Raw genomic sequence first — 21,713 nt, 5'->3', positions numbered from 1 at the left:
TAAATAGCCCTGAAACAGGAAAGGCCGGCAAGTTGCCGGCCTTTCCTGTTTCAGGGCAGATTCTGTAAAAACCGGCCTTAAACGGCTACCGCGTTTTCCCGCAGGGCATCGTTCAAGGACGTCTTCAGGTCGGTGCTTTCTTTGCGCTGGCCAATGATCAGGGCGCAGGGCACCTGGAAAGAGCCGGCCGGGAATTCTTTGGTGTAAGAACCCGGAATCACCACTGAGCGCGGCGGAACGTAGCCTTTGTATTCCTTCGGCTCAGCGCCGGTTACGTCAATGATCTTGGAAGAGCCGGTGATGCAGACGTTGGCGCCAATCACGGCTTCCTTGCCAATATGGCAGCCCTCTACCAGAATGCTGCGCGAGCCAATAAAGGCACCGTCCTCAATGATCACCGGGGCCGCCTGCACGGGCTCCAGCACACCGCCCAGACCCACGCCACCGCTCAGGTGCACGTGTTTGCCCACCTGCGCGCAAGAACCCACGGTAGCCCAGGTGTCTACCATGGTTCCCTCGTCTACGTACGCGCCAATGTTGGTGTAAGACGGCATCAGGATCACTCCTTTGGCCAGGTACGCGCCGTGGCGGGCCAGGGCATGAGGAACCACGCGAACGCCCAGGTCGGCAAAACCGCTTTTCAGCGGAATCTTGTCGTGGAACTCAAACGGGCCGGCCTCAATGGTCTCCATCTGCTGGATGGGGAAATACATGAGCACGGCTTTTTTCACCCACTCGTTCACCTGCCACTTTACCTCAGCAGTGGGTTCGGCCACGCGCAGTTCGCCTCTGTCCAGCATCTGAATCACACACCTGATCGCCTCCTGCGTGCTCTTCTGGCCCAGCAGAGACCGGTCTTGCCAGGCACTCTCTATGGTTTCTCGTAAATCGTTCATGTTGTCTTTGTAAAAGAATAAGAAGTCAAAATTATTAAATTGTGGCGATGATTCGAAAACGAATTCTGCTGGCCTCCCTGCTGAAGCCGGTTTCTGATACTCGCCTCTTTGAAAAGATTGGGTTAGCCCTGGCCCAAATGCCGCAAGCGGAGGTGCACGTAGCCGGCTTCCGGGCTCCGCTTCCCGGCAGCGCGGCCGGCAGCAGCAACCTCCACTTCCACCCGGTGTTCCATTTCAAGCGCTTGTCCTGGGGCCGCCTCAAAGCCCAGCGCACCTACTGGAAGCTCCTGCAGCGGGTAAAGCCCCATCTGCTCATAGTAGGCACCCACGAGCTGCTGCCGCTCAGCTGGTGGTACTGCCGCGCCAACACCTGCAAGCTGGTGTATGACGTGCAGGAAAACTATTTCCTCAACCTCACCACCCAAGAGGTGTACGGCGGATTCTGGGGAAAGCTCCTGGGCCAACTGGTGAGAGGCATGGAAAAGGCCTTGGCACCCAGGATCAGCCATTTCTTCCTGGCGGAGCGCTCCTACGCGCAGGAACTCCCCTTTCTGAGCCATCGCTATACCATTCTAGAGAACAAGTACTTACCCGTTCCCACATTAGACGCTACTTTCAGGAAAACACCCGTAAAACTAGCGGAGCACCTGCCCCTGCGCCTGCTGTACTCGGGCACCATTTCGCGGCTGTACGGCGTGCGGGAGGCGGTGGCGTTCACCCGGCAACTCCGGCAATGGGTGCCCCAGGCTGAGCTGACCATCATCGGCTACTCCGCCGAGACCGCTTTTCTGGAAGAGCTACGCCGCCTCATTGCCCCCTTGCCGTTCGTGCAGCTGATGGGCGGCGACCGGCTGGTGCCCCACCAAGAAATAGTGGCGCAGGAGCAATTGCACCACATAGGCTTGCTGCCCTACCGGCCCCACCCCAGTACGTTCTCCTGCATTCCTACCAAGCTGTATGAGTACCTGGGCAACGGCCTGGTGATAATCACGGAGGAGAATCCGCTCTGGCAGGCCATCCTGGAGGAGACCAACGCCGGCGTGACCCTGTCTTTTGCAGAAGGATTAACGGCAGAAAAGGTGGAAGTTCTGCTCGGGCAACCGTACTACCAACAAGGCATTCCGCCCCAGGTGTTCTGGCGCGAGGAGGCCGACCAGGTGCGGTCGGTGGCCAGAGCCCTGCTCAATCTTTAAATCAGCCTAAATTATATTTAGGCAAACCTAAACTTTTATTTCAATCTACGTATATTTGACCTACTATGACGAAACAACTGAGAAACTCGCGCATTGCTGGCCTGGGCCACTATGTACCTGAAAAGGTGGTAAAGAACACAGACCTGGAGAAGCTGATGGATACCTCAGACGCCTGGATTGTGGAGCGTACCGGTATCAATGAGCGCCACTACTTTGAGCCGGGCAAAGACACCACTGCCAACATGGCGGCCAACGCGGCTCGCAAAGCCCTGGCGCAAGCCGGCCTGGAGCCCAAAGATCTGGACATGATTGTGTTCGCCACGCTGAGCCCCGATTACTTCTTCCCGGGTTCTGGGGTGTTGCTGCAGCGCGAGCTGGGCATTTCTGAGATTCCCGCGTTTGACGTGCGCAACCAGTGCTCTGGTTTTATCTATTCCCTTTCCCTGGCCGACCAGTTCATTAAGACCGGCATGTACAACAACGTGCTGGTGGTGGGCTCTGAGATCCATTCCTCGGGCCTGGATTTCTCTGACCGAGGCCGGGCGGTGTCGGTGATTTTTGGCGACGGCGCCGGGGCCGCGGTGTTGGTGCCCTCTGAGAGCCTGGACCGGGGCATCCTTTCCACGCACCTGCACGCCCAGGGCGAGTTTGCCGAGGAACTGATGGCCATTGCCCCTTCCAGCAACGAGCCAGACCGCATCACCCACCAGATGATTGACGAGGGAACCATTTTCCCGGTCATGAACGGCAGCACCGTGTTCAAGCACGCCGTGACCCGCTTCCCCGAGGTGATCAACGAGGCCCTGACCCAGAACAACGTCACCGCCGAGGACCTGGACCTGGTGGTGCCGCACCAGGCCAACCTGCGCATCACGCAGTTCATCCAGCAGAAAATGAAGCTACCGGAGCATAAGATCTTCAGCAACATCCAGAAATACGGGAACACCACCGCCGCCTCGGTTCCTATTGCCTTGTCTGAAGCGTTTGAGGAAGGCCGCATCAAGGAAGGCGGCCTGGTCTGCCTGGCGGCCTTCGGAAGTGGTTTCACCTGGGCTTCTGCCTTGATACGCTGGTAAGACAACATGCACAGTACCGCCGAAGAAAACTACATCAAAGCCATTTACAAGCTGTCTGGCGGCGGCGCCAAGGCGGTAAGTACCACGGGCCTGTCTGAATCGTTGGAAACCAAGCCTGCCTCGGTCAGTGACATGCTGCGGAAACTCAGCGCCAAAGACCTGGTGCACTACGTGAAGTACCACGGCGTACAGCTGACCGAGGAAGGTCGGCGGGTAGCCCTCAAGATCATCCGGAAGCACCGCCTCTGGGAGGTGTTCCTGGTGCAGAAACTCCACTTCACCTGGGACGAGGTGCACGAGGTGGCCGAGCAGATGGAGCACGTGAAGTCTGAGCTGCTGATCCAGCGCCTGGACGAGTTTCTGGGCCACCCCCGCGTGGACCCGCACGGCGATCCCATCCCCACCGAGGCCGGGGAGCTGCGCCAGGAAGAGCAGCGTGTGCTGTCTTCACTGGCCGTGGAGCAAAAGGGCGTGGTGTGCCGGGTGAAAGACTCGCAGCCGGCCTTTCTGCAGTACCTCAACAAAATGGGCATTCAGATTGGCTCCCAACTGCAAGTAGTAGATAAAATACCCTATGACAACTCCCTGGAGATTAGCATAGATAAGACCAAGTCGGTGATCTTGTCTTCAGACGTGTTAGATAAGATCTTTGTCATTAACCCCTGAGGTGCGTTTTCGCGCTGCTTTTATGAAACTGGCCCCAAAACGCTTTGGATGGATCTTTTTACTGCTCTTATTCCTGCTGGTACAAGCCTGCGCGCCGGAAGACTCGCCCGGTGCCCGGGCCCACCGGCAGGGCAAGCTGTTCATTGTGACCACCACCGGCATCCTGCGCGACGCCGTGGCGAACGTGGTGGGCGACCGGGCCGAGGTGGTGGCCCTGATGGGCCCCGGCGTGGACCCGCACCTCTACAAAGCCGCCCTGGGCGATCTGCAGACCCTGCGCGAAGCTGACATCATCATCTACAACGGGCTGCATTTAGAGGGCAAGATGGGCGAAGTGCTGGAGAAAGTGGCCCGGCAAAAAGTGGTGTGGGCCGCCGCCGAGGGCTTGCCCGAGAGCCAACTGCGCAAAACCCCCGAATTCCAGGACAGCCATGACCCGCACATCTGGTTTGACGTGCAGCTCTGGAGCCAGCTGGTGGAGCTTCTTTCACAGAGGCTGCAGCGGCAAGACCCCGCCCACGCCCCACGGTACCAGGCCAACACCCAGCGGTACCGCGCCCAACTGGACAGCCTGCACCAGTGGGCCACCCAACAGATTGCCACCATTCCGCCCGCGCAGCGCATCCTCATCACCGCGCATGACGCGTTCGGATACTTCGGGCGGGCCTATAACATTCAGGTGCTGGGTTTGCAGGGCATCTCCACCGTGTCTGAGTTTGGCTTGCAGGACGTGTCTTCGCTGGTCAACTTTATTGTGGCCCGCCGGGTGAAGGCCGTGTTTGTGGAGAGTTCAGTGTCGCAGAAGGCCATTGAGGCGGTGGTGGAAGGCTGCCGGCAGAAAGGCCACGCCGTAAAACTGGGCGGCACACTCTACTCAGATGCCCTGGGCGACGCCAAAGGCCCCGCCCGCACCTACACAGGCATGGTGAAGGCCAACGTGAACACGGTGGTGCAGGCGCTGCGGTAAAGGAAAGAGGTAGGGTAAACTACCCACCTGTTTTGGGGCTATATTCCTGAAAACAACAAGAAAACGCGCCCTCAACGTAGAGGAGCGAAAGGCAAGAAAGGCGCATGATACAACACGTAAAAGATCCGGTTTTAGAGGTGCATGACCTGACGGTGAGTTACCAGCGCAAGCCGGTGCTGTGGGATGTGGATCTGACGCTGCCCAGCCAGGCCCTGGTGGGCATCATCGGGCCCAACGGCGCCGGGAAATCGACGCTCATCAAAGCCATTATGGGTCTGCTGCCGCTCAACAGCGGCTTTGTGGAACTGTTCGGCAAGTCCCTGGAAGAGGTCAGGAAAAGAGTCAGCTACGTGCCGCAGCGCGAATCGGTGGACTGGGACTTCCCGGCCTCAGCGCTAGACGTGGCCATGATGGGCACCTACGGGCAATTGGGCCTGTTCAGAAGGCCCGGGGCCCGCGAGAAAAAACTGGCCATGGAGGCTCTGGAGAAAGTAGGCATGCAGGATTTCGCCCAGCGGCAGATCTCCCAACTATCAGGCGGGCAGCAGCAGCGCGTTTTTCTGGCCCGGGCCCTGGCCCAGGACGCCGACCTGTACCTGATGGATGAGCCCTTTGCCGGGGTAGACATCGCCACCGAGACGGCCATCATTCAGCTCCTGCGCCAGATGCGCGAAGCGGGCAAGACCGTGGTGGTGGTGCACCATGACCTGCAGTCGGCCCAGGATTATTTTGACTGGGTTATCCTGCTGAACATGCGCCTGATTGCCTCGGGCCCAACGGACGAGACCCTCACCCCTGCCTTGTTGGAGAAAACGTACGGCGGCCGCCTCACCGAGCTTAGCCGCGTGAGTGAGCTGCTGCACAAAAAGAACTTCCCTATCAGAGAAACCAAACCCACCCGCAAATGAATACCCTCTGGGAGTTCCTGAGCATGTCAGACGCCAACGTGCGGTTTGTGACCATCGGCTCCATCCTGCTGGCGGCCAGTTCGGCGGTGGTGGGCTGCTTTACCGTGCTCCGGAAACGGGCCTTGGTGGGCGATGCTGTGGCCCACGCGGTGCTCCCGGGCGTTTGCCTGGCCTTTCTCTTTACCGGCGAGAAAAACCCCTTGCTGTTGCTGCTGGGCTCCTTTGTGACGGGTTGGCTATCGCTGGTTCTCATTGACGTGATCAGGGCCAACAGCCGCATCAAGGAAGACACCGCCATTGGGCTGGTGCTCTCAGTGTTCTTCGGGATTGGCATCCTGTTTTTGACCTCTATTCAGCATTCCGGCAACGAAAACCAGAGCGGTCTGGACAAATTCCTGTTCGGGAGTGCGGCCGCGCTGGTGGGCCAGGACCTGATCACCTTTGGGGCGGTGGCCCTGTTGCTGCTCCTGAGCGTGCTGCTGCTCTACAAAGAATTTAAGCTGCTTAGCTTTGATCCGGCGTACGCCCGCACCATCGGGTTGCCCGTGAAAGGGCTGGAACTCCTGCTCACCACGCTTACCGTTCTGGCGGTGGTGGTGGGCATCCAGTCGGTGGGCGTGGTGCTCATGTCGGCCATGCTCATTACCCCGGCAGCGGCCGCCCGCTTCTGGACCGACCGCCTGGGCGTGATGGTGCTCCTAGCCGCCGCCATGAGTTCCCTCTGCGGTGCGGCCGGGGCGTTTGTGTCATTTACCGCGCCCGCCATGCCCACCGGCCCCTGGATTGTGATGCTGCTTTCCCTGCTGGCCATTTTCTCGTTTGTGCTGGCGCCAAAGAAAGGCATTCTGGCGCGGTACCTGCTTCAGCGCCGCATCAGGCGGCAGATGACCCGCGAGAACATCCTGAAAACCCTCTTTCATTTGGGCGAAGCCACCGGCGAGTACGGCCACAGCTACTCCAAGCAGCAGATCCTGGAGCGGCGGCAGAAGCCCTTGCTGCAGATGAAAAACAGCCTGCACACCCTGCGCCGGAAAGGCCTGATCAAAAAGAGCCGCGAGGGCTGGGCCCTGACCGAAGCAGGCAAGAAAGAGGCGCAGCGGGTGGTGCGTCTGCACCGCCTGTGGGAGCTGTACCTCACCGAGTACCTGCACGTGGCCTCTGACCACGTGCACGAAGATGCCGAAACCATTGAACACGTGCTCACCCCAGAACTGGAGAAGCGCCTGGAAGAACTGCTGCACTACCCCACCGCCGATCCGCACCACACCCAAATTCCGCAACAGCCATGAACATAGATGCTTTCTGGATTATCTTCACCGGCTCCCTGGTGGCCATCTGCTGTAGTTTGCTGGGCTGCTTCTTGATCCTGCGCCGCATGGCCATGGTGGGCGACGCCATCTCGCATGCCGTGTTGCCCGGCATTGTATTAGCGTTTCTGTTCAGCGGCAGCCGCGAGGTCTGGACCATGCTGATTGGGGCCGCCGCCCTGGGGGTTGCCTGCACCTTCCTGATTGAGTTCTTCCACAAAAAAGCCGGGGTACAAGCCGATGCTTCCATTGGCGTGACCTTCACCTGGCTCTTTGCGCTGGGTATTATCCTGATCTCGGTGTACGCCGGCAAGGTAGACCTGGACCAGGACTGCGTGCTCTACGGGGAGATTGCTTACGTGCCGCTAGACCTTTGGTTCACCGAATCTGGTAGGAATCTGGGCCCGCGCACTGTCTGGATCATAGGTGGAGTTTTACTTATCCTGGTTCTCTTTATTAGTTTCTTTTACAAACAGTTATACCTCACCTCCTTTGACTCCGCATTTGCCGCGGCCATTGGTATTTCCACTACTTTGTGGTATTACCTCCTGATGAGCGCGGTCTCCCTGACCACGGTGGCGGCCTTTGAATCGGTGGGGGCTATTCTGGTGGTGGCCTTGATGGTGGGGCCGCCCGCCACGGCGTACCTGCTCACCGATGACCTGAAGAAAATGCTGCTCCTTTCCTCGGGCTTGGGCATCATCGCCTCGGCGGCTGGCTTTTACCTGGCGCTCTGGCTGAACGGCTCAGTAGCGGGGGCCATTTCGGCGGTCATAGGCGTGCAGTTCACGCTGGCCTTTGTCTTCTCCCCCAGCCACGGTATTATCGCCAGAAACCGGAAAGGCCTTGCGGCGCCCAGAATGGCAGAAGCTACCGTCGAACCCGTGCTATAAGGGGGGCCCCATGCCCGATGCAGTGAACAGGAACTTGTCGTCTTATGGTGGCTATCAGAATAGTTCCAGGTGAAGCGTACCTTTTATTGACCCCAAGCTTTCTGCCCATTTTGGGCGGGGGAAGGCAATAGAAATTGGCTGCTTTGCGTAGTATACAGCAGTTAGGCACCTGTACCGGACTGCCTCAATCCATTAGCATTTCACCCCTACCATGCACACGCTCTTTTTGTTCATCACGGCGTTTTGGGCCTTCTTTTCGGTAGAAGCCCCCAAAACAGCCCCTGTGGCTCCGGTAAAGGAGCATGCCTCCAAGGAAAGCCTGCAGTGGCTTACGTTGGAGCAGGCGCTGGAGAAGAGCCGCCAGCACCCCCGGAAGATCCTCATTGACGTGTACACCGATTGGTGCGGGTGGTGCCGCAAGATGGACAAGCAGGTGTACCAGAACCCCGAGGTGGTCAGGAAACTCCGGCAGGACTTTTACGTGGTGAAGCTGAACGCCGAGCAGCGCCAGCCTATCACCATTCAGGGCAAGACCTACCGCTACCAGGAAAAGTACCGCAGCCATGAACTGGCCCTGGCGCTGCTCAACGGGCAGATGAGTTACCCTTCTACCGTCTTCCTCAACGAGCGGCAGCAGGTGATGGAGCGGGTTCCCGGGTATATACCGCCCAAAGATTTTCTGCGCGCTTTAGCGTATCTTGCGGAAAAATAGCCCCAAAACGGCGCATCACCCAGCAATTTACGACATTGATACCTTCCCTGCTCTCTACTGATACCATTGTGGCGCTCGCCACGGCCTCCGGGCACGGGGCCATTGCCATTATCCGGCTTTCGGGCCCTGAGGCCATTTCCATTGTCCAGGGCGTGTTCAAAGGAAAAAACCTGCAGAACCAGCCCTCGCACACGCTGCACTTCGGCACCATCCGGGACGGGGAGCAAATCCTGGACGAGGTGGTAGTGTCGCTGTTCAAAGCCCCTTCGTCTTACACCAAGGAAGATGTGGTGGAGGTGTCGTGCCACGGTTCGCCCTACATTACCCAGCAACTGATCAAGCTGTTCCTGCGCAAAGGGGCCCGCCTGGCCGAGCCCGGTGAGTTCACCAAGCGCGCCTTCCTGAACGGGCAGTTTGACCTGGCGCAGGCCGAGGCCGTGGCCGATCTCATTGCCTCTGATTCGGCCCTGACGCACCAGGTGGCCATGAAACAGATGCGCGGCGGCTTCTCGCAGGAGATCAAAGCCCTGCGGGCGCAGCTGATCCATTTCGCCTCCATGATTGAGCTGGAACTGGACTTCAGCGAGGAAGACGTGGAGTTTGCCGACCGCGACGCCCTGCGGCGCCTCATCTTCTCCCTGCAGCGGCTCATAGCCGATTTGCTGCAGTCCTTTGAGATGGGCAACGTGCTCAAGAACGGGGTGCCCACCGTGATTGCGGGCAAACCCAACGCCGGCAAATCTACCCTGCTCAACGCCCTCCTGAACGAGGAAAAAGCAATTGTCTCTGACATCCCGGGCACCACCCGCGACGTGATTGAGGACGAGGCGACTATTGGCGGCATCCGGTTCCGGTTCATTGACACCGCCGGGCTGCGCGAAACCCAGGACACCGTGGAGGCCATTGGCGTGGCCCGGACCAAGGAGCAACTCCAGAAAGCCGCCCTGGTCCTGTACCTGTTTGACGTGACCGACACCACCCCGGCGCAGCTGCAGGAAGAACTCCAGGAACTGGGTCTGCCCCAGGTACCGTACCTGCTGCTAGGCAACAAAACAGATTTGGCCACCCCAGAGCAGTTGGCCCGGTTCTCAGGCCTGGAGCACGTACACTTTATCTCGGCGGGCACCAAGGAAGGCCTGGACGACCTGAAACAGGCGCTGCTGCACCAGGTGCACGCCAACGAAGCCATGACGGGCGACCGCACCATTGTGACCAACCTGCGCCACTACCAGGGCCTGCAGAAAACCGCCGATGCCCTGCAGGAAGTCACCACCGGCCTCAACAACGGCCTCACCGGCGACTGGCTGGCCGCCGATATCAGGCGAGCCCTGTTCCACTTGGGCGAGATCACCGGAGAGATCACCACGGATGACCTGCTGGATAATATTTTTACCAAGTTTTGCATCGGAAAGTAATCTGCCGCAAAAACTGGTCTTTTAGCACATCAGAAAGAAGAAGTAATTCTCTGATTTTAACCTGTTTTCTCTAAATCAGGTTAAAAATAGAAGGAGCATTCGCTGCAGAGCCTATTTCATACTCTCAACTGGCAGATGCTCCCGCTTGCTATCCACAACAAAAAAGGCCCGGCTACTGATAAGTAGCCGGGCCTTTTTACTTACTTAAAGTGCCTTATTTCCAACCTCCGCCCAGGGCGCGGTACAAGTTCACAGTAGCCTGGAGCACAGTCCGCTTGGTGGCGGTCAGTTTAAGTTCTGCTTCCAGCACGCCACGCTGGGCGGTAATCACCTCCAGGTAGTTGGCGTAGCCCGACGCAAACAAGTCATTGGAGGTACTCACGGCGCTCTGGAGCACCTGTACCTCCTGCTCTTTGAGGGCGGCGGCCTGCCGGTAGTTCTCAATTTCCCGCAGGGTGGTCACCACTTCGCTCACCCCCGTCAAGATGCTTTTTTGGTAGGCATGGTAGGCCTGGATCTTGGCGGCATCGGCCCGCCGGAAGTCAGCCTTGATGCCCGAGCGGTTCAGCAAAGGCGTGGATAGACCGCCCAGGATGCCAAAGGCCACCGAGGCTGGTTTGAACAGCAGCGAAGCATTGAACGAATTGAAGCCCACGTACGGCGACAGCACCAACGAAGGCAAGAAGGCGGCGCGGGCGGCCTCTACATCGGCCTGGGCCGCCTGCAGTTCCAGCTCTGCCTGCTGCAGGTCGGGCCGGCGGCGAAGCAGACTAGTCGGCACTCCCGCCTTTACCTGCTGGAGCAGTTGCTGGTCATCCAGGGACTGGCTGCGCGGAATTGGCTGCGGAAAACGGCCCAGCAGCTGGTTCAGTTGGTTCTCCACCGCAATGATCTCCTGCTCCTTTTCGGCCTTCAGGCCCCTGGTGTTCAGGAGTTGCGCCTCAAACTGCTGCACCGCCAGTTGGGTGGCCCTCCCCGCCTCTTTCTGTACCTTCACCATTTCCAGGGCCGTTTGCTGCAGCCTAACGTTGTTGTCCAAGATGGTTTTCTCGCGGTCCAGCGCCAGCAGGTAATAGTAGCGGTGCGCCACCTCAGAGATAAGCGCTGTGGTCACCAGCTGTCTACCCTTTTCAGAAGCCATCAGGCGCGTATGGGCCGCTTTTTTAGCGTTGCGCAGCTTTCCCCAGAGGTCTACCTCCCAGGCGCTGCGCAGCCCTAGGAAATAGTCGGGCACCAGCGGCTGCGACACTTTCTGGTTCTCGTTGATATTGGGCGACAAATTAGTGTCAAAGTTGCCCACGCCGCTCATGGTGTAATCCCCGAATTTCTCTACCCCGGCAGCCCCCACCGCCGAGATTTGCGGCAGCAGGGCTCCGCGGCTCAGTAGAACGTTGGCGCGCGCCATTTCTACCTGCTGCACCGCCGCCAGCACATCGGGGTTCTGCTGCAGGGCCGAGTCAATCAGGCCAACCAGGTAAGGGTCCCGGAAGAACTCCCTCCAGGACACATCGCCCAGCGAGGCTGTATCCGTTGTAGTGGTCTGGAATGCGGACGGTAAGGGCCTGGAGGCTGGTAAGGGCGTGGGCTCAGAGGCCTTGCACGCCGCCACCAGCACCAGCAGCATAAGTGGACTGAGTTTAAAAGCAATCTGTTTTATAAAAGACATACGTGCGTTAAAGTCATGGATGGAAACAATAGGTTAGGCCGTCTGCAGCACTTTCTTGGGTTTCTTCTTCCCAACAGAGGCAAACAGCACGTACAAGCCCGGGATAAGAATCACCCCGAACAAGGTACCGATGAGCATTCCGCCGGCGGCGGCAGTCCCGATGGAGCGGTTCCCCATAGCCCCGGCTCCCGTGGCAATGCACAACGGAATAAGCCCGGCCACAAACGCCAGCGAGGTCATCAGGATAGGCCTTAAACGCGACACAGCCCCGTCAACCGCGGCCTGCAGCACCGTGCGGCCCTCTTTCTGCCGCTGAATGGCGAACTCCACAATGAGAATGGCGTTTTTGCCCAACAACCCAATGAGCATGACCAGGGCCACCTGCGCGTAGATGTTGTTCTGCAGGCCCATAAGCTGCAGGGCCAGGAAAGCCCCGAAAATACCGGTAGGCAGCGACAGGATTACCGGCAACGGCAGCAGGAAGCTCTCGTATTGAGCCGCCAGCAGCAGGTACACAAACAGGAGACAGATAATAAAGATGTACACCGTCTGGTCACCCGAGAGGATCTCCTCACGCGTCATCCCTGACCACTCAAAGGCAAACCCGCGGGGCAGAGTCTCCTGCGCCACCCGTTCAATGGCTTTGATGGCGTCCCCGCTGCTGTAGCCCGGCGCGGCGCTTCCGTTGATCATGGCCGAGGTGTACATGTTGTAGCGGGTGAGCTGCTCTGGCCCATACACCCGCTCCAGCTTTACAAACGCAGAGAACGGCACCATCTCGCCCCACTGGTTTTTCACGTACATGTTCAACACATCGTCGGGTTTGGCGCGGTAGTTAGGCGAGGCCTGCACCATTACCTTGTACATCTGCCCGAACCGGATGAAGTTAGAGGCGTAGTAGCTTCCCATCAGGGTCTGCAGCGTGCTCATGGCGTTGTCTACCGTTACGCCCTGCTTGGCCGCCATGTCCTGGTCCAGGTGAATGAGGTACTGCGGAAAGTTGGGGTCAAAGTTGGTGAAGGCGCTGCTCACCTCGGGCGCCTGCTGCAGGGCCGCAATGAATTTCTTGGTTACCTCATCGGTCTCGGCCAGGGTTGCCGTTTTGTCGCGGGCCAGCACCCGCAGCTCAAAACCGCTGGAGTTCCCGAAGCCCGGCACCGTGGGTGGCGGGAAGAACTCAATGCTGGCGTCTTTCAGGTCCTGGGTTTCTTTTTCCAGGGCGGCGATGATCTCCTCCACCGACGCCGTGCGGTTGTCCCAGGCTTTAAGGTTGATCATGCCCATGCCGTACGAGGCCCCGGCTGCATCGGTCAGCAAGCTGAAACCAGCCAGGGTAGACACATTCTCCACGGCCTCCATTTTCTGGGCGGCCTGCTGTATCCGGTCCAGCACGTACGCCGTCCGTTCTACGGTGGCGCCCTGCGGGGTGGTCACGTTCACGTAAATCATGCCCTGGTCTTCGGTGGGGATAAAACCGGTGGGCAGGACCTTGGTGATGCCCCAGGTGCTGAACAGGAAGAAGAGCAGCAAGCCGAGGGTCACGGCGTACCGACCGGCAATGCGCAGCACGGTATTTTTGTAGCCCGCCTCCACCTTACCATAGCCCAGGTTGAAGCTGCGGAAGAACCGTTGCAGCAGCGTGTTTTTCTCGTCCTGCCCGTGCGTGTTCTTGAGGAGCAGCGCACAAAGCGCCGGGGTTAGGGTCAAGGCATTTACTCCCGAGATCACAATGGAAATGGCCAGCGTAATGGAGAACTGCCGGTAGAAAATGCCCACCGGACCCGTCATCATGGCCACCGGCACAAACACCGCCGACATCACCAGGGTAATGGCCACAATGGCGCCGCTGATTTCGCCCATCGCCTCCAGCGTGGCTTTGCGGGCCGAGAGGTGTTTCTCGTGCATTTTGGTGTGCACCGCCTCTACCACCACAATGGCGTTGTCTACCACAATCCCGATGGCCAGCACCAGGGCAAACAGGGTGAGCAGGTTAATGGAGAAACCGAACATCTCCATGAAGAAGAACGTGCCCACCAGAGACACCGGCACCGCCAGAATGGGAATCAGCGTGGAGCGGAAATCCTGCAGGAAGATGAACACCACAATAGAAACCAGAATAAAGGCTTCTATCAAGGTCACCAAAACCTCTTGCATAGAGGCATCAAGGAAGCGCGACACGTCATAGGCAATGTTGTAGCTCATGCGCGGCGGGAATGAGGTTTCCTGCAGTTCGGCCATCTTGAGCTTCACGTTCTCAATCACCTCCTTGGCGTTGGAGCCCGGGCGCTGCTTGATCATGATGGAGGCCGAGTAGCGCCCATCGGTCTTGGATACCATGCCGTAGTCCATGGCCCCGAACTCCACGTCGGCCACGTCTTTCAGGCGCAGCACCGAGCCGTTGCCTTTCTCATCGGCCCGGATCACGATGTTCTCGTACTGGGCGGGTTCAAACAGCTTACCGGTGTAGCGCAGCACGTACTGCAGCATCTGCGCCGAGCGGCCCGAACTCTCCCCTACTTTGCCGGGGGCGGCCTCCACGTTCTGGGCCCTGATGGCCTCAATCACCTCCTCTGGCGACACCTGATAGGCAATAAGGCGGTCTGGCTTGAGCCACACCCGCATGGAGTACTCGCGGGAGCCCATGATTTCGCAGAAGCCCACGCCCTCAATGCGCTTGAGTTCCTGCAGCACGTTGATGTCAGCGAAGTTGTAGACGAACTTCTCGTCTGAGGCGGGGTCATCGCTCATGAGGTTGAGGTAGAGCAGCATGCTGTTCACCTCTTTCTCGGTGGTTACCCCGGCCTTGATCACCTCCTCGGGCAATTCGTCCAGCACGGTGGTCACGCGGTTCTGCACGTTTACGGCAGCCAGGTCTGGGTCGGTGCCCACCTCAAAGAACACCTGGATGAGGGTAACCCCGTTGTTACTGGACACCGAGGACATGTAGGTCATGCCCGGCACCCCGTTGATGGCCCGCTCCAGCGGGGTGGCCACCGCCTTGGTAGACACCTCGGCATTGGCCCCGGTGTACTTGGCCGTGACCGTGACCGATGGTGGCACAATCTCAGGAAACTGCGTCACGGGCAGCTTCATGATGGACAACACTCCCAGCAAGACAATCACCAGGGAGATCACCAGCGAGAGCACTGGTCGTTCAATAAATATCTTTAACATGGGTGTATCTCTTATCACTGTTAAGGAAAGCCCAATGGTCCACCAGGTGCGTGAACAACCTAGCGGAAGCCTGGCGCATGAACGCACCCTTGGGGCCAGCAGTACCAGGTACCGCCACCGGGGCGTGGCAAGGCCCTGCCCAGGGGTAAACGCCTGCGCAGTTTTGGGCCTGTTTTCCCTAAAAAACAGCTAAAATGTATGAATAGGTTATCTGGCCGAGGCGGTGAGCAGGCTATCCATCTGGATGAGTTCGGGCTCAATGGTGGTACCTTCCCGCAGGGTTTGCACGCCTTCGTACACTACCTTCTCGCCGGGTTCCAGGCCAGACTCCACAATGTAGAAGTGCGAGATGCGGGCCTTGGGCGCAAAGCTTCTGGTCTTCACCTTGTTGTCTTTGTCTACTACGTACACAAAGTTTTTGTCCTGGATCTCAAAGGCGGCTTTCTGCGGCAACAGCAGGGCGCTGTCTACCTCATTGAACAGCCTTACCTTGCCAGAAGAGTGGTGTTTGAGGAGCTTTCTTGGGTTAGGGAACTTGGCCCGGAACGCAATGGAGCCGGTGTTGGGCTCAAACACGCCTTCCATGGTTTCAATCTTGCCGGGGTACGGGTATTTGCTTCCGTCGGCCAGAATGAGCTGCACCTGCTGCAGGCTACTCTCCTGCCCGGAAAGTTGCGCCTTGGCGTACTGCAGGTACTCTTTCTCAGACACTTCAAAGTAGGCGTACACGGCGTTCAGGTCAGAGACCGAGGTGAGCAGGGTGCCTTCCTCAATCAGGCTGCCTACTTTGAGCGGAATTCGGTCAATAATGCCGTTAAACGGCGCCTTAATGTAGGTGTACGCCACGCGGGCGGCGGCGCTTTCCTGGGCCGAACGGGCCTCGGCTACCTTGGCCTGGGCGGCTTTCAGTTTGGCCTTGGCCACCTGCAGCTCGGTTGCCGAGATTACTTTCTTGTCCACCAAACTCTGCACGCGCTTCACCTCTACCTCTGCAGTCATGGTCTCGGCGAGGGCACTGTTAAGGCTAGCCTTGGCTTTGGCCAGTTCAGACTGATACTCCTGCGCGTTGATCCTGAACAGGGGCTGGCCTTTTTTCACTTCCTGGCCTTCGTCTACCAGGATCTGCTCCAGGAAGCCGCCTACTTTGGCCCTGATTTCTACGTGGCGCACCGCCTGGATGTCTGAGACGTAGTCCAGGTGCAGGGTGGTGTCTTTGGTGATGAGTTGGGTGACGGGCAAGGTAGTGGCGGCAGCTTTTTTCTCCACCGGGGTGCTGGAGGCTTCACAGCCTGCCAGGCCCGCGCTTAAGGTAATAAATGACAAGAGGGGAAAATAACGGAAAGGGATAGTCATGGTTGATCTATTTTTATCAATTGCTTGAGAAAAGACAAGAGGAATCTGCCGGCCTTTGCCACAGCCAGAAATTGCTGTCAAAAGCCAGAACAGGAGAAAGGAAGGGAACTCCTTCTTTTAAGAAAGGGCGGGAAAACTCAAAAGGGAGTGAGCCGGAAAATAAAGCCGTGGCATTCCGCCAGCACGAAGAAATCTGGGAGGTACACCCAGGGGGTGTGCAGCAGATGCGGCAGCAACGCCCCATCCTGGAAAGGCCTTTTTATGCCGGGAGTAACACAGGCCTTGACAATAGCGTGCAGGTTGGAGTACACTGCCCGGGGAGTTTCTTCCAGCAGGTCAAAGTACCCCTCCAGGATCATCATTACAGGAGATTCCTGGCTCCGTTCCGCAGGTGCGAGGCTTTGCTGAGAGGAGCCGGAAGGAGAAAAAAAGAACCCAATCTGCTTGCCTACGTCCTCAGCAGTTTTGATACTAAACCCCACATGAATGCTGAAGCAAGCTAACAGCAACCAGCAACAAATTCGCCGTATCATCCAGGTATGTTTCAAGTATGGTGTTCTAGTCTCTAGTCCCAAATATATTTAAATGTAGCTACGGGTTTTACTAAACTCTGCGTTTTCTCTACTAAATACAAGCATTCTTTACTTTTTTACCATTTATTGAATATATATACTACAACTTTGTAATAGGGTTATAGCGATAATTTTCCCGCTTCAGAGTAGCCAACGAGGTACAATATTTTATTTTTTGGGTTGATTAGCCGTTTACTTACCCGTTTTAACCTGTTTTCTGAAAAATAGCTAAGAAACGCCCAGAGTATTGGTTCACACCACCCACAAAAGAAAAAGCCATAGATAACCTCTATGGCTTTTTCTTTTGTGGGCTAACTTTCGCTTAGTCTCGGTTATACAACCAGGTCCATTCTTTCAACTGGTTTTCAGTTTCTTTAGACACCTGCCCCGGCACTAAGCGCCAGCCCCAGTTGCCTTCCCCTTTACCTGGCGTGTTCATGCGGCCTTGTTCGTCAATACCCAGCACATCTTGCATCGGCAGAATGGCGGTTTTGGCTACCGAGGCATACGCCAGGCGGGCCATTACCCACCAAATGTCGTGCTCGCCCAGTTCACGGCCTACATAGTGCTCAATCTGGTCGTGGAACTCCTTGCCTTCCTGGCGATACCAGCCCAACGTGGTGTTGTTGTCATGGGTACCGGTGTAGGCAATGAAGTTACGGGCGTAGTTGTGCGGCATGTAGTCGTTCTGCGGCATTTCATCGCCCCAGGCAAATTGCAGGATCTTCATGCCTGGCAGGTTGAAGTCATCACGCAGCTTCAGCACCAGGTCGTTGATCTCGCCTAAGTCTTCCGCAACGAACGGCAAACTGCCCAGTTCTTTCTCTACGAAGGTGAAGAAGTCGTTCCCCGGACCTAATTTCCACTCACCGTTTTTGGCGGTTTCCTCTCCCGCAGGTACTTCCCAGTAATCGGCGAAGGCGCGGAAGTGATCCAGGCGGACGATGTCAAACAGTTCCATGTTCTTGCGCAGCCGGCCAATCCACCAGCTGTAATCCTGCTCTTTGAGTACATCCCACTTGAACACCGGCATACCCCAAAGCTGTCCGTCTTCTGAGAAGGAATCTGGTGGCACACCCGCTACGCCGGTCATCTTGCCTTCTTCATCCACTGCAAAGATGTCGCGGTTGCCCCATACATCCACGCTGTCATAGCTGATGTAGAACGGCATGTCACCGAACATCTGGATGCCGCGGTTGTTGCAGTAATTGCGCAGGCGCTTCCATTGTTTGTTGAAGATAAACTGAACCCACTTGGTTTTGGCAATCTCATCGGCATTGTCCTGCACCAGTTGCTCCAGTGCCTCTGGGTCACGCTGCTTGTACTTGTCTTCCCATAGAAACCAGGGGCTGCTCCCATTCTGGTCTTTCAGGAGCACATATACCGCGAAGTCATTCAGCCAGCTGGCCTCGGTTAGGCAATACTCGGTGTACTGCTGTTGCAAGGTTGGGAAGTCTCCTGCTTTAAAAGTCTGCCAGGCGCGTTCCAGAATCTCATCTTTCACGCGTTTGGCCTGCTCATAGTCCACCGATCCGGTTTGCGGCAAGTGGTACTGTGACAGTTCATCGGCGTTCAGCAAACCTTCTTTGGCCAGCAGTTCCGGCGAGATCAAAAGCGGGTTACCGGCCCGGCTGGAGATAGAGCTGTACGGCGAGTAGCCCTGCCCGGCCTCAATGGGGTTGAGCGGCAACAGCTGCCAGTATTTCTGGTTGCTGGCGTGCAGGAAGTTGGCGAAGTTACGCGCCTCCGGTCCCATATCCCCAATCCCGAACGGAGATGGTAAAGAGGTGATGTGCAACAAAATACCTCCTCCGCGTTCATTCTGTGCTCTAAGCTTGAGCAAAGCCAGCGGGAAGATACCAAACAGGTCCGCTATGCTCAGTTCATGGGCATATTTACCAGAGGTACGCACCAGCGAATCCTGCCAGTCTTTCGGCGCATCTTTCGGGATGATCACCTTGGTGTCTTTCCAGTCAATGTCTTCCGGTTTCTCTACGCCCTGCGTTTTGGCTAAGGCGGCTAAGTGCAACGGCACCGCTACCACGTAAGAGGTGTGCAGGTGCCTGCGCATGAAAGCCAACACGTGGTCTTTGTGTTCGCCTTCTACTTCCAACGGAATGTAAGCGCCTTTGGAGAACAGGTCGGCGTTGTTTTTGCGCTCATGGAATAGTGATCTGGTAAGCCATAATTTAATGCGGGCATCATAGCGGTTCTCCCACAGGTCTTCCCAAAGCGCTTCCTGTTTGTTCAGGTCATAGCTGTCCAGGTCTTCCAGCCACGTCTGGCGCTTTTCATAATCTACGGCCCGGCGGTTGTCTGGGTCTACCAAACTGAAGTCCCACAGCTCAGTACCCTGGTACACGTCTGGCATGCCCGGCGCCGTGAACTTCAGGAGCACCTGGCTCAGAGAGTTCACAATCCCGAAGTCTGTCGTTTTTTGCCTGAATTTCTCAAAACTGGCCCAAAACGGACGGCTCTTGTCCAGCAGCTTCACTGCAAAGGCTTTGGTGGCAGACTCGTATTCTTCGTTTGGTGTGGTCCAGTTAGAATTGACCTTCGCTTCACGCAGGGCTTTTTGCAGGTACTCCTGCACGCGGTTCTTAAAATCGTCCTCATCCTGGCCTGGCATTGGGTAAGCGCCCAGCAAGGTCTGGTAGATCAGGTACTCATCGTTGACATCTGGGGCGTTGTTCTGCTTCAGGTCAGCATTCAGTTCACGCCATTCCTGTACGGCCGTAGCCCAGTCGTCGGCAATTTCGGTGAGTACGTTTAAGCGGGCCCGTACGTCTTCGCCGCGCTTGGTGTCATGGGTAGAAGTACCGTTGATAGACAAAGGCCAGTTCTCCTGACGGTCCAGCATAATCTGGTGGAAGCTTTCTGGACTTGTACCGAAAGCTTCTGGCGCATCTCCTACCTCATTGTGCCCGATGAAACGGTTGTAGGTGTACATGATGGTATCTTCCACCCCTTTCGCCATCAACGGACCACTGAACTGCATCAGGCGCTGATAGAAACGTTGCGAGCGCTCCAAGTACGTATCATCTTCCCCTTCAGGCGCAACTCCTAAAATGGCTCTTTCCAGAATCTCTACGGCACCAGTAAGGTCTGATTTACTTTCTCTAATGCGGTTGAAAATGTTCTGTACTGCTTCGGCTTCCTCGCCATCCAGCGGCATCTGGTTACCATAATAACGGTACACCGGACACTGCACCAGGAACTCACCAATAGCGGTTTTAACCTGCTCACCAGGTACGCTGCTCAGCACTTCTTCATCTACCAGACGCTGCTCCAGGAATAACTGGTACAGATTCTCCAGCTCGCCGGCCATGTGCTCATTCAAGATGTAGGCCTTTTTCTCATGAATCTGCTCCTGCACCTCGGCTCCCTCGCCTACCAGTTCATGGTACAGCTTGTTGAAGGCTTCTTCACCGGGCTTGTAGGTAAACAGGTTGTTCACGTACGCCAGGAAGTCATACCCGGTATTCCCTTGAATAGGCCACTGCTTCGGCATCAGTTCGCCGGACTCTAAAATCTTTTCAACTGCAATGTAAGTTTCCTCTCCGGCTAGTTCACGTAGTTGTTGCAGGTACCCGGTTGGATCATACAGCCCATCTACGTGGTCAATGCGCAAGCCCTGGAATACGCCTTCGTCTTGCAGTTGCTTAATGTATTGGTGGTAGATCTGGAATACTTCCGGGTCCTGGATGTTCATACAGATAAGTCCGTTCACGGTAAAGAACCGGCGGAAGTTAATCTGATAATCGGTTTCCTGCCAATGGCAAAGTTGGTACACTTGCTCCTCAGTTAACTGCTGTAGCTTTTCGGGGCTGTCGTTGAAGATCTTCAGGCTTTCTTCAATAGAAGTTTTTACCGTTTCGTCTTTCATCAAAGACGTCAGCTGTTGCCTGAACTCATCCCACTTGAGCGAGAAAGCTTTAGGGTCTTCGTCCTGATGCACTTGTTCCAGTTTTTCCACGAGTTGATCGATGGCCTGGTTGGAGCCCTCGCCTTTCAGGATGGTGTCATAGGATCTAGGATTAAGCGGATAGCCGCTGTCATAGTACTTTAATACCAGACGCTGTTGCTCTTCGTCAAAGGCAATTTTCAGTTCACCGTTTTGGATTACCTCTTCCAGTTTAGACCCTAGAAACGGCACCATTACCCGGCCATTGTACAGAGAGCTGGTCCAGCCGATGTCAAAGAATTTCTGGTACTGGCTCAACGGACCTTTCTCCAGCACATCCATCAACCAGGAGTTATTGGTATGGAAAGCCATGTGGTTGGGCACAATGTCCTGCAGCCAGCTAATGCCTTGCTCTTTCAGCCCGTTGGCTAAGGTCTTCAGTTGCTCCTCGGTCCCAATCTCAGGGTTGATGCGGTGCGGATTTACTCCGTCGTAGCCGTGGGTACTTCCCGGAGTTGCTTCAAAAATGGGCGAAGCATAGATGGTGCTTACCCCTAGTTTCTGTAAATATTGAATAACACGCTCAAAAGCCTCAAAAGTAAATTCCTTGTGAAACTGCAAGCGATACGTCGCGACAGGGTTATGCATAGTTTCTCTATTTGAAAATGTGGAAATGGGGAGATTTGGAAATTTCTCACACCCAATGGCATTCACGACTGAAAGACCTTTGTTGATCTGTGTTTAGGGCCGTTTTACGGTAAACACCCTTAAAATGTGGTACTAAAAAGATATTTATTTACTCCTTTAGAAACTCCCCCTTTGCAGGAGGTGAAGTAAAATGTTGACACAGGAGCAGGCACCAATTCTTGATCTATCCCTTTTGCTGACTTTCCTTTTTCCAATGCCAGATCTCATTCGCTGGCGCGAGCTTGCAGCTCGTGTCCGTACGCATTCCTGAACCGGCATTGCCGTAAAGGCAAATTCACCTGTAGAAGGCACGAGCTGCAAGCT

General features: G+C 56.4%; 15 protein-coding genes. 9 read left to right on the top strand and 6 right to left on the bottom strand.

Annotated elements, in window-relative coordinates; genetic code table 11:
- Positions 1-77 precede the first annotated feature (77 nt).
- Positions 78-896, bottom strand: a complete 819-nt coding sequence (locus JT718_RS19795) for a 2,3,4,5-tetrahydropyridine-2,6-dicarboxylate N-succinyltransferase (protein WP_205504536.1) — start codon at positions 894-896, stop codon at positions 78-80.
- A gap of 47 nt (positions 897-943) precedes the next feature.
- Here JT718_RS19795 and JT718_RS19790 point away from each other — a divergent pair, with 47 nt between their 5' ends.
- From JT718_RS19790 to mnmE, 9 genes are all read left to right on the top strand, one after another.
- Positions 944-2,089, top strand: a complete 1,146-nt coding sequence (locus JT718_RS19790) for a glycosyltransferase family protein (RefSeq protein ID WP_205504535.1) — start codon at positions 944-946, stop codon at positions 2,087-2,089.
- A gap of 65 nt (positions 2,090-2,154) precedes the next feature.
- Positions 2,155-3,165 (top strand): 3-oxoacyl-ACP synthase III family protein, encoded by a 1,011-nt coding sequence (locus JT718_RS19785; RefSeq protein ID WP_205504534.1) that lies wholly within the window; start codon positions 2,155-2,157, stop codon positions 3,163-3,165.
- 6 nt (positions 3,166-3,171) lie between these two features.
- On the top strand, positions 3,172-3,831 hold the full coding sequence (locus JT718_RS19780; protein WP_205504533.1) for a metal-dependent transcriptional regulator: 660 nt from the start codon (positions 3,172-3,174) through the stop codon (positions 3,829-3,831).
- A 22-nt stretch (positions 3,832-3,853) separates the two neighbouring features.
- Positions 3,854-4,798: a metal ABC transporter solute-binding protein, Zn/Mn family gene (locus JT718_RS19775; protein WP_205504532.1), complete on the top strand. Its 945-nt coding sequence runs from the start codon at positions 3,854-3,856 to the stop codon at positions 4,796-4,798.
- A gap of 104 nt (positions 4,799-4,902) precedes the next feature.
- On the top strand, positions 4,903-5,706 hold the full coding sequence (locus JT718_RS19770; protein ID WP_205504531.1) for a metal ABC transporter ATP-binding protein: 804 nt from the start codon (positions 4,903-4,905) through the stop codon (positions 5,704-5,706).
- Entirely contained in the window at positions 5,703-6,995 is a 1,293-nt protein-coding gene (locus tag JT718_RS19765) for a metal ABC transporter permease (protein ID WP_205504530.1), read from the top strand. The genes JT718_RS19770 and JT718_RS19765 overlap by 4 nt, the downstream gene beginning before the upstream one ends.
- Positions 6,992-7,906, top strand: coding sequence for a metal ABC transporter permease (locus JT718_RS19760; protein WP_205504529.1), 915 nt, complete (start codon positions 6,992-6,994; stop codon positions 7,904-7,906). Before JT718_RS19765 ends, JT718_RS19760 begins: the two co-directional genes overlap by 4 nt.
- A gap of 211 nt (positions 7,907-8,117) precedes the next feature.
- Positions 8,118-8,618 (top strand): thioredoxin family protein, encoded by a 501-nt coding sequence (locus tag JT718_RS19755; protein WP_205504528.1) that lies wholly within the window; start codon positions 8,118-8,120, stop codon positions 8,616-8,618.
- A 35-nt stretch (positions 8,619-8,653) separates the two neighbouring features.
- Positions 8,654-10,033 carry a tRNA uridine-5-carboxymethylaminomethyl(34) synthesis GTPase MnmE gene (mnmE, locus tag JT718_RS19750; protein ID WP_205504527.1) on the top strand — a complete coding sequence of 460 codons (1,380 nt, stop codon included), beginning with the start codon at positions 8,654-8,656 and terminating at the stop codon, positions 10,031-10,033.
- Positions 10,034-10,247: 214 nt separating this feature from the next.
- On the opposite strand, the gene JT718_RS19745 is transcribed toward mnmE, so the two are convergent.
- From JT718_RS19745 to treY, 5 genes are all read right to left on the bottom strand, one after another.
- Entirely contained in the window at positions 10,248-11,699 is a 1,452-nt protein-coding gene (locus tag JT718_RS19745) for a TolC family protein (RefSeq protein ID WP_205504526.1), read from the bottom strand.
- 33 nt (positions 11,700-11,732) lie between these two features.
- Entirely contained in the window at positions 11,733-14,873 is a 3,141-nt protein-coding gene (locus tag JT718_RS19740) for an efflux RND transporter permease subunit (RefSeq protein WP_205504525.1), read from the bottom strand.
- A gap of 207 nt (positions 14,874-15,080) precedes the next feature.
- On the bottom strand, positions 15,081-16,226 hold the full coding sequence (locus JT718_RS19735) for an efflux RND transporter periplasmic adaptor subunit (RefSeq protein ID WP_205504524.1): 1,146 nt from the start codon (positions 16,224-16,226) through the stop codon (positions 15,081-15,083).
- Positions 16,227-16,363: 137 nt separating this feature from the next.
- Positions 16,364-16,588, bottom strand: coding sequence for a hypothetical protein (locus JT718_RS19730; protein WP_205504523.1), 225 nt, complete (start codon positions 16,586-16,588; stop codon positions 16,364-16,366).
- Positions 16,589-17,120: 532 nt separating this feature from the next.
- Positions 17,121-21,350 carry a malto-oligosyltrehalose synthase gene (gene treY / locus JT718_RS19725; protein WP_205504522.1) on the bottom strand — a complete coding sequence of 1,410 codons (4,230 nt, stop codon included), beginning with the start codon at positions 21,348-21,350 and terminating at the stop codon, positions 17,121-17,123.
- Between the last annotated feature and the right edge of the window lie 363 nt (positions 21,351-21,713).

It is taken from the genome of Rufibacter psychrotolerans (genome assembly GCF_016924645.1).
Taxonomy (GTDB): Bacteria; Bacteroidota; Bacteroidia; order Cytophagales; family Hymenobacteraceae; genus Nibribacter; species Nibribacter psychrotolerans.
Note: the sequence above shows the minus strand (reverse complement) of the source record. Positions and strands in the feature narration are given on the sequence as shown.

Excerpts from the sequence above, each read along its gene's own strand:
- JT718_RS19730 (WP_205504523.1), bottom strand. The coding sequence starts at position 16,588 with ATGATGATCCTGGAGGGGTACTTTGACCTGCTGGAAGAAACTCCCCGG.
- JT718_RS19785 (WP_205504534.1), top strand. The coding sequence starts at position 2,155 with ATGACGAAACAACTGAGAAACTCGCGCATTGCTGGCCTGGGCCACTAT.
- JT718_RS19775 (WP_205504532.1), top strand. The coding sequence starts at position 3,854 with ATGAAACTGGCCCCAAAACGCTTTGGATGGATCTTTTTACTGCTCTTA.
- JT718_RS19740 (WP_205504525.1), bottom strand. The coding sequence starts at position 14,873 with ATGTTAAAGATATTTATTGAACGACCAGTGCTCTCGCTGGTGATCTCC.
- JT718_RS19755 (WP_205504528.1), top strand. The coding sequence starts at position 8,118 with ATGCACACGCTCTTTTTGTTCATCACGGCGTTTTGGGCCTTCTTTTCG.
- JT718_RS19765 (WP_205504530.1), top strand. The coding sequence starts at position 5,703 with ATGAATACCCTCTGGGAGTTCCTGAGCATGTCAGACGCCAACGTGCGG.
- JT718_RS19780 (WP_205504533.1), top strand. The coding sequence starts at position 3,172 with ATGCACAGTACCGCCGAAGAAAACTACATCAAAGCCATTTACAAGCTG.
- JT718_RS19745 (WP_205504526.1), bottom strand. The coding sequence starts at position 11,699 with ATGTCTTTTATAAAACAGATTGCTTTTAAACTCAGTCCACTTATGCTG.
- JT718_RS19770 (WP_205504531.1), top strand. The coding sequence starts at position 4,903 with ATGATACAACACGTAAAAGATCCGGTTTTAGAGGTGCATGACCTGACG.
- JT718_RS19735 (WP_205504524.1), bottom strand. The coding sequence starts at position 16,226 with ATGACTATCCCTTTCCGTTATTTTCCCCTCTTGTCATTTATTACCTTA.
- JT718_RS19795 (WP_205504536.1), bottom strand. The coding sequence starts at position 896 with ATGAACGATTTACGAGAAACCATAGAGAGTGCCTGGCAAGACCGGTCT.
- JT718_RS19760 (WP_205504529.1), top strand. The coding sequence starts at position 6,992 with ATGAACATAGATGCTTTCTGGATTATCTTCACCGGCTCCCTGGTGGCC.
- treY (WP_205504522.1), bottom strand. The coding sequence starts at position 21,350 with ATGCATAACCCTGTCGCGACGTATCGCTTGCAGTTTCACAAGGAATTT.
- JT718_RS19790 (WP_205504535.1), top strand. The coding sequence starts at position 944 with ATGATTCGAAAACGAATTCTGCTGGCCTCCCTGCTGAAGCCGGTTTCT.